The sequence below is a fragment of the Natronospira elongata genome, from assembly GCF_034931365.1.
GTDB classification, from domain to species: Bacteria; Pseudomonadota; Gammaproteobacteria; order Natronospirales; family Natronospiraceae; genus Natronospira; species Natronospira elongata.
In genome coordinates this window covers 15,411-29,111 of record NZ_JAYGII010000019.1, presented here as the reverse complement: position 1 = coordinate 29,111, position 13,701 = coordinate 15,411, and the positions used below count along the sequence as shown (strand labels likewise).

Below are 13,701 nucleotides of genomic sequence, written 5' to 3'. Positions count from 1 at the left end.
TGTCGGCTCCTGTTGGCATGCTGAAAAGTAGATTGGTCAGCATCGGGGACGCCGGTGACGGCGAAAAATTACTACTGCGCCATCAATGCATCCAGTTTTTCGGTGACTTCGGCCACGGTGATCCGCTCCATGACCTGCGGGTCGCGCACTCGCGTGCCCCAGCGGACGTCATCAACCCCTTTACCGGTCTCGGCCTTGAGGGCTTCTGGATAGTGATTGACGCACCACTGGCGGCTGAAATAGGGACCGGTGCGATCGGGATTGGAACTGGCATAGAGGCCGATCACCGGGGTGCCGGCGGCGGTGCCCATGTGCGCGGGGCCGGAGTCCGGGCAGACTACCGCCCGGGCCCGGCGAATCAGGGCGAACAGTTGCTTTAGACCGGTCTGGCCCACCAGGTTGGCGGGCTGATGGTGGCAGTGGCCCATGATGGCCTCGGCCATGTCCCGCTCCCGGTCCGTGGGTCCGCCGGTGATGATGGTGCCCAGACCATGGTGCCGGGCCGCGTGGTCGATCACCGCGGCATAGCGTTCCGGCCGCCAGTCGCGGAAGTTGCGCGACCGCTGACTGGAGCAGGGGCTGAGGATCAGGGCGGGGCCCTGATCGGGGATATGTTCGCGGGCGAAAGCCTCGTCGGCCTCCGGGACCGGGATGTCCCAGCGCGGTCGACTGATGTCGGCGCCAAGCTGGGCCGCGAATGCCAGCAGGCCTTCCATCACATGCTGTTGCGGCCGGGCGGGGATGGCCTCGTTGGTGAACAGCCACTGCCAGTCCCGGGCGCGAGCGCGGTCAAAGCCGATCCGGCGGCGGGCCGGAATCCGGCGGCTGGCCAGGCTGGCGCGCAGGGCCACCTGCATGTGCAGCAGGGCATCGTAGTCTCGTCCGGCCAGGGTCTGGCCGAGGGCTCGATAGCCGGACCATCCGGCCTTCTTGTCGAAACTGATAAACTCCACCCCTTCGATGTCGCCCACCAGGCTGGCTTCCAGTTTGCCGATCACCCAGGTAATGGGGGTATCCGGCCAGCGGTCCTGGAGGGCGCGAAGTACTGGCACTGTGTGGCAGACATCGCCAATGGCGGACAGGCGCAGCATGGCGATGGCGCGCGGTGCATCGCTGGAAGGGTAATCGGCGCTCATGAATTCTGAATCCCTGTTTCTAAGCCGGCAGGAAAGCTGCCTCATGCTAGCGGATGACCGCCGCCTGGGCCACCCGAAGCCCCAGCACTTCGAGCCCCGATGGTGGCAGGGGGCGGGTCGGGTGATTGGCGAGGCCAAGGGGCGGGGCAGTGCCTGGTTTCTGAACATCGACACCGAGCAATGGGTTCTACGTCATTATCGTCGGGGCGGCATGGTGAGCCGCTGGGTTGAAGATACCTATCTCTATACCGGCGCCGAGCGTAGCCGGCCCTTTCGGGAGCTGCGTCTGTTGCGGGCAATGGAAGCGCGGGGCCTGCCTGTTCCTGCCCCTGTTGGTGCCTGTCTCAGCCGCCAAGGGCTGCTTTACCGGGCAGACCTGATTAGCGTGCGGGTGCCGGGACAGCCCCTGTCCAAACGGTTGATGGAGGGTGACAGTGATCCCGGCCTGTTCCGGCGGGTCGGTGAGGTAATCGGACGCTTTCATGCCGAGGGCATATTCCATGCGGATCTCAATGCCCATAATATTCTGGTGGAAGGGGAGTGTGTCCATTTGATCGATTTTGACCGTAGCCAATGGCGCCGGCCCGGTCACTGGCAACGCCGCAATCTGGAGCGATTGCAACGCTCGGTGAAAAAAATCCTGGCGTCTGACTGGGCAGAAGAAGCTCAATGGCAGCAAGCCTGGCTGGCCCTGGAACAGGGCTGGCGGGATGTCATCAAAAAGGGTTGATAACGAGAATGAATATCCTGCGTGGTGTGTTGAGCCAGATCATCATCATTCCGGCCACGGTGGTGCTCATCGTGCCCATGATGTTGACCGCCCTGATCAAGCTGCTGGTGCCCAATCGGCGCTTTCGGCGTTTTGGAACCCGGATTGTCATCGGCATTGCCGAGATCTGGGCCTGGCTGGTGGTCCGAACCTTCAGGTTAGTGCTGCAGACCCGCTATGAAGTCAGTGGTGATCTTGATGTGGATCGGCAACACAGTTACATGCTGATCTGTAACCACCAGAGCTGGGTGGATATTCCGGTCCTGATTGAGGTCTTCGATGGCCGTGCCCCCTTCTATCGTTTTTTCCTGAAGCAGGAGCTGATCTGGCTGCCGTTGCTGGGCATGGCCTTCTGGGCCCTGGAGTATCCTTTCATGAAGCGTTACTCCAAGGCCGAGATCAGGAAGAACCCGGAAAAGCAGGGACGGGATCTGGAAGCCACAAAGATCGCCTGTGAGCGGATGCGCGGGCTGCCCGCAACCATCATCAACTACCCGGAAGGCACCCGCTTCACCTGGGCCAAGCATGAAAAGCAGGACTCACCGTTCACCAATCTCCTGCGTCCCCGTGCCGGGGGCATCTCCTTCGTGCTTAGCGCCATGAATGATCAGCTCGATGGCCTGATCGATGTCACCATTCGTTATCCGGGCGGCAAGCCGGGCTTCTGGCAATTCCTCTCCAACCGCGTTCCCCGTGTTCAGGTGCATGTCCGCAAGCTGCCCATCCCGACCGAGATGACTCAGGGCGACTACCAGAATGACCCGGAATTCCGGGCCCGCTTTCAGCAGTGGGTCAATCAGCTCTGGGAAGAAAAGGATCAGCGCCTGGAAAAGATGAAGGATTAGCCTCGCGCGGGGGGCGTCGAGAGGAAAGAAAAAGCGGCCTCGCGCAAAGTCGCCAAGACGCAAAGAAAGAAAAATCATATTGCTCGCGCAGAGACGCTGAGACGCAGAGAGGTTGCCTTTGTGGGAGGGAGCTTCTGGTCTGTGGGAGAGGCTTTAGCCTCGACAGTGCCATCAGCTGGTGGACATCGAGGCTAAAGCCTATCCCACAACATAACCCCCTCTGCGTCTCTGCGCGAAATAGCTTTTGAATTTTTGAATTTCTTTGCGCCTTGGCGCCTTTGCGCGAGGCTATCTTTTCTTTTGCCGTTTCTCGTGCTTTCGGTGTTCGGTGGTCTTGAAGCGGTTGTGGGTCCAGAGGTATTGCTCCGGGACGCGGCGGGCCTCGGCTTCGATAAGGCTGTTGACGGTGGCGCCGTCCTGTTCCGGACTCATCTCGGCCATGCCCTCGATGGGGGAATCAATGCGCAGCTTGTAGCCTTGTTTATCCGGCAGTCGCTCCACCCAGAAGGGCATGACCGTGGCGCCGCTGATGCGGGCGAGGCGATGGGTGGCCGGGTTGGTGGGGGCAGGGACGCCGAAGAAGGGCACGGTGACAGCGTTCGCTCCCTGGTAGCCCTGGTCGGGGGCATACCAGACGGTCATGTTTTGCTTCAGGCTCTTCAGCAGTTCTCGCACCGAGTCCCGTGGGATGGCCTTTTCGAAGTGGGCCTCGCGCCGGCGCTTGCTGATGTATTCCAGCAGTTCGTTGCGATTGGGCCGATACATGAGATGAAAGGGCCGGTAAAGAGAGAGCAGCCGGCCGCCGATTTCAAGGGTGGTGAAATGGGCAGACAGCAGAATGGCGCCCTTGCCTTTGTCCAGGGCCGCATCCAGATGCTCCAGGCCCTCGATCTCCACCAGACCCTTGAGGCGTCGGTCGGAAGCCCACCAGCACATGCCGATCTCGAACAGAGCGATGCCCAGGGCCTCGAAATGTTCCCGGATCAGTTGCTGACGCTTTTCTTCCGACCAGTCGGGGAAACAGACCCGCAGATTATATTCCGCCACCCGCTGGCGACGGCCCGCGAGCTTCTGCATCAGCCGACCAAGGACACGCCCCACCCGAATCTGAGCCCCATAGGGCAGGAGGATGGCTACCCGCAACAGACTAAAGGCCAGCCAGCCAATCCAGTAACGGGGGTGTAGAGGGGCTTTCATGTTGTTGTCACTCATCCTATTGATCTTGCCACAGGCAGAGAAAAAGAAAACACCAAAAGGCGGCCTCGCGCAAAGACGAAAAGACGCTAAGAAAACCAAAAGTGTATTTTCCCCTGAGGCGCTGAGATACTGCTATTCTGGTGCCGCTCCCACAGAGTAGTCACCCCACTCAAAGCCAACCCTCCGCGCCTCAGCGCCTCCACGGTAAAAATGGTTTTGAATTTCTCTGCGCCTTTCCGCGAGGATGCATTTTTCTTTCTACCTGGTGATGTTCATCGTCCACCCAGATAACGGGCCTTGCGCCAGCGTTTGTGGAGTTTGGTCTTGAAGCGGTCGAAGGACCAGAAGTATTGCTCGGGCATCTGCCGGATCTGCTCTTCCAGGATGGCGGTGGTCCTTTCGGTGTCGGCCACCGGGTCGTCGCCGGGAAAGTCTTCCAGGGCCGGCAGCAGGTGCAGGCGGTAGCCACGGGCACCCGGCAGGCGCTCCGGGTAGAAGGGCACCACCGGGCTGCCGGTGGCCTTTGCAATGCGGGCGGTGGCGGTATTGGTGGGCGCCGCCAGGCCGAAGAAGGGAATCATGGCGTGGTTGCCGCGGGTGTAGGCCAGGTCGGGGGCATACCAGACGCAATGGCCTTCCTTCAGTCGGCGCATCAGTTGCCGGATGCTGTCGCTGGGGATGACGCCATCGAAGTGGCGGCGTCTTGAGCGATGCACCACGTATTCCAGTACCGGGTTCTTGTTGGGCCGGTACATGAGGTGAAAGGGGGTGAACAGGCCCAGCAGGCGGCCACCGATCTCGAAGCTGGTGAAGTGGGCACTCATGATCAGCACACCCCGGCCCTGGGCCTTGGCGGCCTCCAGATGTTCCAGACCCCGGACCTCCACCAGTCGCCGCAGACGGCGGTCGGAGGCCCACCAGCCCAGGCCAAGCTCGAAGATACCCACGCCGACCGATTGAAAATGAGCCTTTGCCAGTCGACGGTGTTCGGACCGGGATTTTTCCGGGAAGCAGCGGCGCAGATTGGCATAGGTGAACAGCCGCCAGCGCCAGGCAAGGTAATACAGGCCACGACCGAGTGTCCGGCCCATCGCCACCAGCAGGGGATAGGGCAGCAGCAAGAGCAGTCGAAGCAGGCCCAGTCCCAGCCAGGCGGGCCAGTAGAGCGGGGATAGGGGCAGGCGGGGCGGGGTCGGCTCTTTTTTTGACATGACCGGATTATAGCGCTTCGCGTCAGGCCTGTTGAGCACGGTGGCTGTGCATGGTCAGCCGCGGAAACCGCTTGCCCCGTGCTATCATTCCCGCCCTGATTGGACCGCATTCAAAGGGGTTTTCGCGTGGAGCTGCCGGATTTCGCCAACGCCCGGGTGATTGTCCTGGGTGATGTGATGCTGGATCGCTACTGGCAGGGTCCGACCGGGCGAATTTCGCCCGAGGCACCGGTGCCGGTGTTGCGGGTTGATGCCGAGGAGGCCCGTCCGGGGGGTGCGGGGAATGTGGCTTTGAATCTGGCCGCCCTGTCGGTGAAAACCGAACTGCTGGGCTGCGTGGGCCGCGACGAGCCGGGTGAATGTCTTGCCGAGCGCCTGGATGCTGCCGGCATTGGTCATCGCCTGAGCCACTGGGATCGCCCCACCATTACCAAGCTGCGTGTAATCAGTCGTAACCAGCAGCTGATCCGTCTGGATTTCGAGGATGCCCGGCCGGCCGCGGCGCCCGCTGATCTGGAAAAGGCATTCGAGCGCAGCCTGGGTGACGGCGATGTGGTCGTGCTGTCGGATTATGCCAAGGGCGCCCTGTCCGGCGTGGAAACCCTGATCCGCCTGGCCCGCGACCGTGGCCTGCCGGTCCTGGTCGATCCCAAGGGCACAGACTTCAGTCGTTACCGTGGTGCCACATTGCTGACCCCCAACCTGGGCGAGTTTGAGGCCGTGGTGGGGGCCTGCCCGGATGAGCAGACCCTGGTGGAGAAGGGCGAGCTGCTGGTGCAGACCCTGGATCTGCAGGCACTGCTGGTGACTCGCAGTGAGCGGGGCATGACGCTCATCCGGCCCGGCTTCGATCCCCTGCACCTACCGGCGCGGGCCCGTGAAGTGTTTGATGTCACCGGTGCCGGCGACACCGTGATCGCCATGCTGGCCGGGATGCTTGCCGCCGGTGAAGATCTGGCAGCGGCTGCTCGTCTGGCCAATCTTGCCGCCGGACTGGTGGTGGGCAAGCTGGGGGCGGCGACCGTGACGCCCTCGGAATTGCGTCTGGCCATGCACGATGCCGGTGCGCCGGAGGCGGCGGTGATGGATGCCTATACTCTGGAACATGCCATCCACCATGCCCGTGAGCGGGGGGAGCGGGTGGTCATGACCAACGGCTGTTTCGATATTCTGCATGCCGGGCATGTGAGTTATCTGCGCAAGGCGCGTGCCCTGGGTGATCGTCTGGTGGTGGCGGTCAATGACGATGATTCCGTCCGCCGCCTGAAAGGCGAACAGCGCCCCATCAATCCCCTTGCCCAGCGCATGAGTGTATTGGCCGGCCTGGAAGCGGTTGACTGGGTGGTGCCGTTCTCGGACGACACGCCGGAACACCTGATTTGCAAACTTCTGCCGGATTTACTGGTCAAGGGAGGAGACTACCGGCCCGAAGATATTGCCGGTCATGATTGCGTGGTGAGAAACGGGGGCGAGGTTCGGGTGCTGGACTTCATCGATGGTCTCTCCACCAGTGCCATCCTTGCCCGGGCAAGCGGGCGTGAGCAAAGCTGAACAGCGCTGACATGAGTCGACTGCTCTACAATGCCGCCCTGGCGGCGCTGATGCCGGTGGCCTTCCCCTATCTGGAATGGCGGGCCCGACGCCAGGCGGGGCTGGGCGATGCCTGGCGGCAGCGTCTGGGTTGGGTAGAAGATCGACCTGCCGGTGATGGGCCCATCTGGGTTCATGCGGCCAGTGTCGGCGAGGTGCAGGCGGCCTTGCCCCTGTTGCGTGCCCTGGATAATGCCATGCCGGACCGGCGCCTGGTGGTGACCACCTTTACCGCCGCCGGTGCCCGGCGGTTGGCCGAATCCGCAGGCGACCGCGTGATTTGTCTGACCCTGCCCTATGATCTGCCCGGGCCGGTCAACCGCTTCCTGGACCGGGTCCGCCCCGCCGCTCTCCTGGTGACCGAAACCGAACTCTGGCCCAATCTTTTCCATGCCGTGCATGCGCGTGGCATACCGCTGATGCTTGGCAGTGCCCGATTGAGTGAGCGGGCCTTTCGTCGTTATCAGCGTCTCAGTGGACTGCTGGCGGAAACCGTTTCCCGCATTGATCTGATTGCGGCTCAGAGTGATGGCGATGCCGAGCGCTTCCGGGCCTTGGGTGCCGCCACTGAGTGCGTGGAGACCATGGGTAATGTGAAGTTTGATCTCCATGCCTCCAGTTCCGTGGCCGAGCGGGGCACCGGCTTGCGGCGGAGCCTATTTGGGGACCGGCCGGTCTGGATTGCCGGCAGCACGCGGCAAGGTGAAGACGAGCAGATCCTGGACGCCTTCGAGCAGGTTCGCCAGGATCATGGTGATGCCGTCCTGGTGCTGGCACCGCGTCATCCTGAACGGGGCGCTGCCCTGCGCCAACTGGTCAAGGCCCGTGGCCTGGTGTCGGCGCAGCGGAGTGCCGAGCAATCGGCCGATGGAGTCGATGTCTATATCGTCGACACTCTGGGCGAGTTGATGACCTTCTATGCGGCCGCGGACGTGGCCTTCGTGGGCGGCAGCCTGGTGCCGGTGGGCGGTCACAATCTGTTGGAGCCCGTGGCCCTGGGTGTGCCCGTCCTCACCGGCCCCTACCATGACAACGCCATGGATGTGGCGGAATTGCTGATGGGGGCGGGTGCCGTTCGCCGGGTGGGCGGCGCGGATGAACTGGCCGCGAGGGTCAGTGAACTGTTGGCGGACGGTGAAGCCCGGGCCCGCCAGGCGGCGGCAGGCTGGAAAGTGATTGAAGCCAATCGGGGGGCTGTGGACCGCCTGGTGACTCGCCTGGCTCGCTTGATGGGTGAGGAGCTGCTGACCTAGCCGGGCCTTCCATGGGAAGGCCCGACGGGTCTCGGCCAGCTTTTAAGTGCGGGGCTCAAGCCCTTCCATGTCCAGCTCTTCGGGATCGATTTCCTCATCATCGACCATCGCCCCGGGCGAAGCACCCAGCAGGGCGTTGATTTCCATGATGTCGTTGGCATTGAGGGCGCCGGTGGCGACCCGCAGGCGCATCTTGTTCAGCAGGAAGTCGTAGCGGGAGCGGGCGTAGCTGGTCTGGGCCTCGAACAGGGCCCGACGGGCGTCCAGCACATCGACGGTGGTTCGGGTACCGACTTCAAAGCCCGCCTGGGTGGAAGTCAATGCGGTTTGACTCGACTCCACCGCCTGGGCGAGGGCGCGCACCCGTGAACGCTCCGAATGCACCCCAAGATAGGCATCCCGCGCTTCCCGCTCGGCCTGGCGGGCCAGACGTTCCACTCGGCTGGTCTGGGCCAGCATGCGCTGACGGGCTTCCGTGGTCTGGGAGCTGACCCGTCCGCCGGAGAACAAGGGCACATTGAGCTGTACCTGGAACTGGTAAAGTTCCTGCTCGAAGAAATCCGGCTGTCTGAAATCCTGTTCGTCGATACGTGTCTCGCCGCTGCTTTCAACATCCGAATAACTGGCGGTCAGCTCGAGGGTGGGATAGTGACCGGCCCGGCTCTGGGCGAGGCTTTTCTCGGCAGCCTCCAGGTCAAAGCGTGCCGCCACCACATTGAGATTGTTGGCCTGTGCCTGAATGACCCAGGCTTCGGGGTCCGCCGGGACGGGCAACTGGAGGTCCATGTCATCGATGGGGGCGGCGATCTCCCCAGGGTAAATGCCGATGATCTCCCTCAGCCGCTCCCGGTAGACATTCACATTGCGTTCGGCACTGATTCGGTCGGCAACGGCCTGGTCGTAGGCGGCGCGAGCCTCCTGGACATCGGTGATCGCCACCAGACCGACTTCGAAACGGCGTTCAGCCCGGTCCCGCTGCCGCAGGATGGCTTCCTCGTTGGCTTCAGACGAGGCGAGCTGATCCAGGGCCGCGAGCAGGTCGAAATAGCCTTCCGCGGTACGGATGGCCAAATCCTGCATGGCGGCTTCGAAGTCGGCCTCCGCGGCCGCCACTTCAGCCTGGGCCCGGCCCATTCCCTGGAAGGCGCCCCAGTCGAAAATGACCTGACTGAGATCGAGTGAGTAAGTGGTGGTGGTGTCGTCGGAGCGCGCCGCATCCAGCGGCACCTGTCCAGCCTGGCTCACTCGTCTTTCCCGGGTGCGGTCCTGATAGGAGACCGTCAGTGACAGTTGGGGCAGGAGGTTGGCCCTGGCCTGGGGGTAGGCCTCGCGAGCGGCGTCACGGTTGGCGCGGGCCTCCCTGATGGCCGGATCATTCTCCACTGCCAGCTCGTAGATCTGCAGCAGGTTCATCATTTCAGACTCGGCTTGTGCCTCGGCGAGAGGGGCCGACAGGCCGAGCAGGCACAGCGCGAGGATCAATGGCCGAAGTGACATGGTCACGACTCCTTATGCGATTTGGTGTTGTAGGTGACTATATCAGCTGATCTGAAAAATGCAAGTCAGTGGATCATGGGCCGGCATTTCAGCCCTCATGAGTAGCGGGGAATGTCGTCATCCACTTCCTGTGACCAGGCGTCGATGCCACCCAGAAGATTGGAGACATCTTCAAAGCCCTGTCGTTCCAGGAAGTCGGCCGCCATGGCACTGCGGACGCCGTGGTGGCACATGACGATGAGTGGCCGTTGGCGTGGGATACGATCCAGGCACTGGGGAAGCTGGGCGAGCGGAATGTGCAGGGCCCCGTCCACAGCCGCCAGGGCCAGCTCGGATGGCTCACGGACATCCAGCAGGCTGGCCTGGCCGGATTGCAGCAGCTTGTGGGCCTCTCGGGCGGGCAATTCTTGCATTGGACTGCACCCCTCTCCGCGGGTGGCAGTGGGCGGCGTCAGAGCTCGAACACGCGCGGGTCGAAGGCGTTCAACAGGGCCGGCAGATTGGTTTCAAAGAGATGCTCCCGGGCCCAGTCATCCTCGGCCATGCGGGTGATCAGCTGTGCTTCCATGGCCGGTGCGCGGCCGGTGACCACGAACAGTCGTCCGCCCACGGTCAGTTTTTCCCGAAAGCTGTTGTGCAGACTGGGCATGGAGCCGGTAACCACGATGACGTCAAAGCGTTCATCGGTCCACTCCAGGGTGCTGGATTCCTGGACCTGACCACGAACCTTTTTGGTGTCGGTCGCCTTCCAGTTGGCTTCGGCCTGTTTGACCAGATCCTCGAAGCAGTCAACGCTCAGCACCTGTCCGCCGAGGGCGCCAAGGCAGGCGGCCAGATAACCACTGCCCGTGCCCACCTCAAGCACCCGGTCGCCCGGCTGCACATTGACTGCCTGGAGCACGCGGCCCCCGACCTTGGGCTGCATCATGATCTGGCCATGGTCCAGCGGGATATTGGCCTCGGAGAAGGCCAGTGCGCGATAGGCTGAGGGCACGAAGTCCTCGCGCGGCACGGTTTCCATCACCTCCAGCACCCGAGGATCAAGGACTTCCCAGGCGCGGACTTGATGTTCCACCATCAGGTGGCGGGCTTCACGGTCGGTCTGCAGGCTAAACGGCGTCTGTTCCATGGCTTTTGGTCTGCGTTAGAGGCGGCTTCGGGGGCCGCCAAGGATAAGGCGGCGGCCCCCGCAAGGCAAGTGTCTTCAGCCCCCGTCCGCGTCTTCAAAGCAGTGGAAGTTGGCTGCTGGCCTTTCCCCCTGGCGCTGGAAGGAGCCGCCAAGGCATATCAACGAGGCGTCGCCGGCGGCGGCTTCCAGGGCCGCGCTCTGGCCACTGGCGCTTAGCAGCTGGGGTGGCTGGAAAGGCGCAATCACCAGGCTGCCGTTCTCAACCTGCAACAGGGCGATACCGTCCCGGGTATGGCTCTGATCCTGATCGTCGGTCAGATTCTCGAAGCGACCAAAGACAACGATGCCGTCGTCGATATGGCTCAGCCCGGTAATGCGACCGTCCGCCCGGAAGTCGCTGCTGATGGCATCGCCGTCACCCTCACCGTCGTCCAGCCCCAGACGCCAGCTGCCGTTTTCTCGCCAGGCGAGGGCCAGTTCGTCGCCGATCCGGGTCATGCGTGCCCCTTCTTCGCTGCCCGGTGCCCAGCCGAGGAGCTCGCCGGTGCCGGCGTCAAAGGCGGCCAGACCCTGCCGGACTTCGTCTTCATCGTTTTCCCGGACAGCATTGAACTCACCGGCCACATGGACCCGATTGCCCAGGACGTGCACATCACGGACCCGTCCATCGGGGCCATCGCCCATACGCCAGCCACCGTCGAGGTTGCCGTTGGCATCCATGGCCGCAAGCCGGTCGACTGAGCCTTGCAGGACGAAGCCGTCAAAATCGCCGCCCAGGATCAGATGGCTGTCGCTGTGGTCAGTGCTGAGCAGGCCGCCTTCACTGGGTCGGGGAATACGCCAGTCCGGGTCCGGTTCAAACTCGTGATCCAGGCGGACCGCGAACTGCCGGGTCTGGGAAATCGCCGGGTGGCTGAAGCGTTCGAAATCGCCGACCACCCAGGCCCAGTCCTCATCAACCCGGATATCGCGAACACCGCCGCCGCCCAGAAAGTGATTCAGGTCGGTCTTCAGTCGTCCTTGGCCGTCCAGCACGGTGATGCCGCTGGCTCCATCCAGCCAGTAGCTGATGCTGCTCATGCGGCCGGCAAGAACCAGGCTGTCATCAGCCACCGCCGCGGCCAGCACCGCCCCGTCGGCCCCGAGGGCGAAATCCTCTCGAACCAGGGGGCGGCCGTCGTCGTCGAGATCGTCTGACGACAGCCGGGCGAGGTGAGCCACCCGGTAATGATCCGTGGGCAGTGGCCGGTCCAGTCGGCCGATGTCGCGGAAATTCCCCCCGACAATCAGGTCGCCTTCGTGGGCCAGGATGTGATCAACGATGTGATCGGGCGCCGGATTCCAGGCCTGCGTTTCTCCTTCGGAGTTGATTCGGGCCAGATTGCGGCGGGTTTCCCCAGCGATCTCACCGAAGCTGCCGCCGACAATCAGGTCATCGTCATGCACTGCCAGGCTGCGCACCGCCGGCAGGGGGGGGAGGCCCTCATAATCGTCGCTATTCGGGCCGCGCACCTCCACCGACCAGTCATCCAGCTCCAGGGAAGTATTCAGGGCGGCGAGATAATCCCGGTCGCTGCCGTCGATGGCGGAGAAAAAGCCGCCAACCATGAGCCGCTCGCCCCAGCTCGCCAACGTCTCTACTGGCCCGTCGGCGGCGGCAATATCCGCCGCTTCCCCCTCCAGGGTCCAGGCGGCCAGGAAATCACCGGCCGGTTCACCCTGGAATTCACCGCCGGCCACCAGGTGGTCAGCAAAAACGGTGGTGGTGCTTACCGGGCCGCCGGGGCTGGTATTGGCCCACTGGGGCAGGGGGTTGCCATCGCTGTCCAGGACACTGAGGTAGGCATGGGCGTTATCCCCATCAAGGCCTTGAAATTCGCCGGCCACCACCAGGTCCTCATCCAGCCACTCCAGGTGCCGGACCGGGGCATCGGCTGCCGGGGCCCAGTCCTTATCCAGATTGCCGTCGGCCGTGACCCTGATGAGGTAGGCCGTCTCCTCGCTGGGCAGGCGCATGTCGCCGCCGAGGAAAACGTCCCCGTCCGGGCCGACGGCCAGGGTCTGGATCTCGCCTGTGATTTCGGGGAAGGGCTGCAGGGCCGCATCCCTTTGATCCATTCTTGCTACGGCACCGCTGACCAGCCCCGTGCCGGCAAACTCGCCACCGATCAGCAACCCCCCATCGGCAAGGCTTCTGAGGACGTGGACCGGGCCCGCAAAGCCGAGCTCGGCTACCCGCCGATCGACTCGGGTTGCCACGCTGGCGTTGCCGTAATGTGCCCGTACGCCCACCGTCCAGTCATGGCCGATGGTCAGGCCGTCGATGGCAAAGGGTGGGCTGACATTGTTTGCCTGATCCCCAAGGCCGGCATCGTCCTGAGACTCCCAGAAGACATCGACCTGGTCGGCATCGGCAAAGGCGCTGCCGTCGGCCCAATCCAGCAGGATCTCGCCCCGACGGGTGTGAGCACTGAAAATCGCCGGCGCATCATGGCACAGGGCTTCCAGGGTCAGGTCCTCTTCGGGCATCTCGCCATCGGCCCCCGGCAGGTCGCAGGCCTGTTCGTCCGGGGATTCCACTCGCTCGACCGAGAAGGCCGTTCCCGCCTCAATGGGTTCCGGGAAGGCCACCGGGGTATCGTTCTCGCTCAGCACGATTTCCTGATCGCCTTCGCGGAGCACCAACTGTTGTCCCGGCGCCAAGCCTTCCACAGTGACGGCGAGCTCGTGACTGCTGACGGCATCATCATCGTCATCGCCGTCGTCATCGTCATCGCCGTTATCCCCGTCATCGCCATTGTCACCATTGCCGGGGCTGTCACCGCCGTCATCGCTATCGCTGCTGGAACTGCCGCCACAGGCAGCCAGGCTAACGGCCAACGAGAGCAGCAGGATCACAAGACAGAGGCGGATTCGTGACAACAGATTCTGTGGCGCATCGAAATGCATGGTGTACTCCGGCGATTGCAATGGGGCTGAAAACCCTACGCGGGGAGGACCGGCGATGCTGTGACCTGGTTCACGAAAAAGCGTCTGGAGCGATGGCAGCCCGACCGCCGGCAAGTGACCTGTCT

11 protein-coding genes are annotated in these 13,701 nt (G+C 63.2%); 4 read left to right on the top strand and 7 right to left on the bottom strand.

What is annotated here, in order from left to right; all coding sequences use genetic code 11:
* Positions 1 to 71: 71 nt before the first annotated feature.
* Complete coding sequence (locus tag VCB98_RS09420) at positions 72 to 1,136, bottom strand: glycosyltransferase family 9 protein (RefSeq protein ID WP_346051998.1); 1,065 nt, start codon at positions 1,134 to 1,136, stop codon at positions 72 to 74.
* Here VCB98_RS09420 and VCB98_RS09415 point away from each other — a divergent pair.
* Positions 1,135 to 1,866, top strand: a complete 732-nt coding sequence (locus VCB98_RS09415) for a 3-deoxy-D-manno-octulosonic acid kinase (RefSeq protein WP_346051997.1) — start codon at positions 1,135 to 1,137, stop codon at positions 1,864 to 1,866. The two genes, VCB98_RS09420 and VCB98_RS09415, sit on opposite strands and share 2 nt — an antisense overlap.
* Positions 1,867 to 1,874: 8 nt before the next feature.
* On the top strand, positions 1,875 to 2,750 hold the full coding sequence (gene yihG / locus VCB98_RS09410) for a 1-acylglycerol-3-phosphate O-acyltransferase, YihG family (RefSeq protein WP_346051996.1): 876 nt from the start codon (positions 1,875 to 1,877) through the stop codon (positions 2,748 to 2,750).
* A gap of 288 nt (positions 2,751 to 3,038) precedes the next feature.
* On the opposite strand, the gene lpxL is transcribed toward yihG, so the two are convergent.
* Together lpxL and VCB98_RS09400 are read right to left on the bottom strand one after the other, a co-directional pair.
* Entirely contained in the window at positions 3,039 to 3,947 is a 909-nt protein-coding gene (gene lpxL, locus VCB98_RS09405; protein ID WP_346051995.1) for an LpxL/LpxP family Kdo(2)-lipid IV(A) lauroyl/palmitoleoyl acyltransferase, read from the bottom strand.
* Between the two features lie 272 nt (positions 3,948 to 4,219).
* Entirely contained in the window at positions 4,220 to 5,158 is a 939-nt protein-coding gene (locus VCB98_RS09400; protein ID WP_346051994.1) for a lysophospholipid acyltransferase family protein, read from the bottom strand.
* A 177-nt stretch (positions 5,159 to 5,335) separates the two neighbouring features.
* Here VCB98_RS09400 and hldE point away from each other — a divergent pair, with 177 nt between their 5' ends.
* Both hldE and waaA read left to right on the top strand, forming a co-directional pair.
* Positions 5,336 to 6,709 carry a bifunctional D-glycero-beta-D-manno-heptose-7-phosphate kinase/D-glycero-beta-D-manno-heptose 1-phosphate adenylyltransferase HldE gene (gene hldE / locus VCB98_RS09395; protein ID WP_406672716.1) on the top strand — a complete coding sequence of 458 codons (1,374 nt, stop codon included), beginning with the start codon at positions 5,336 to 5,338 and terminating at the stop codon, positions 6,707 to 6,709.
* An 11-nt stretch (positions 6,710 to 6,720) separates the two neighbouring features.
* Positions 6,721 to 8,001, top strand: a complete 1,281-nt coding sequence (gene waaA, locus VCB98_RS09390; RefSeq protein ID WP_346051993.1) for a lipid IV(A) 3-deoxy-D-manno-octulosonic acid transferase — start codon at positions 6,721 to 6,723, stop codon at positions 7,999 to 8,001.
* Between the two features lie 42 nt (positions 8,002 to 8,043).
* Here the strand turns inward: waaA and VCB98_RS09385 are convergent, their stop codons facing one another.
* The 4 genes from VCB98_RS09385 to VCB98_RS09370 form a co-directional block, all read right to left on the bottom strand.
* Entirely contained in the window at positions 8,044 to 9,498 is a 1,455-nt protein-coding gene (locus VCB98_RS09385; protein WP_346051992.1) for a TolC family outer membrane protein, read from the bottom strand.
* Between the two features lie 95 nt (positions 9,499 to 9,593).
* On the bottom strand, positions 9,594 to 9,911 hold the full coding sequence (locus tag VCB98_RS09380) for a rhodanese-like domain-containing protein (protein ID WP_346051991.1): 318 nt from the start codon (positions 9,909 to 9,911) through the stop codon (positions 9,594 to 9,596).
* 38 nt (positions 9,912 to 9,949) lie between these two features.
* Positions 9,950 to 10,627 carry a protein-L-isoaspartate O-methyltransferase family protein gene (locus VCB98_RS09375; protein ID WP_346051990.1) on the bottom strand — a complete coding sequence of 226 codons (678 nt, stop codon included), beginning with the start codon at positions 10,625 to 10,627 and terminating at the stop codon, positions 9,950 to 9,952.
* Positions 10,628 to 10,702: 75 nt separating this feature from the next.
* The gene (locus VCB98_RS09370) at positions 10,703 to 13,576 is read right to left on the bottom strand and encodes a hypothetical protein (RefSeq protein WP_346051989.1); all 2,874 of its coding nucleotides are present in this window, start codon (positions 13,574 to 13,576) and stop codon (positions 10,703 to 10,705) included.
* Positions 13,577 to 13,701: the final 125 nt, after the last annotated feature.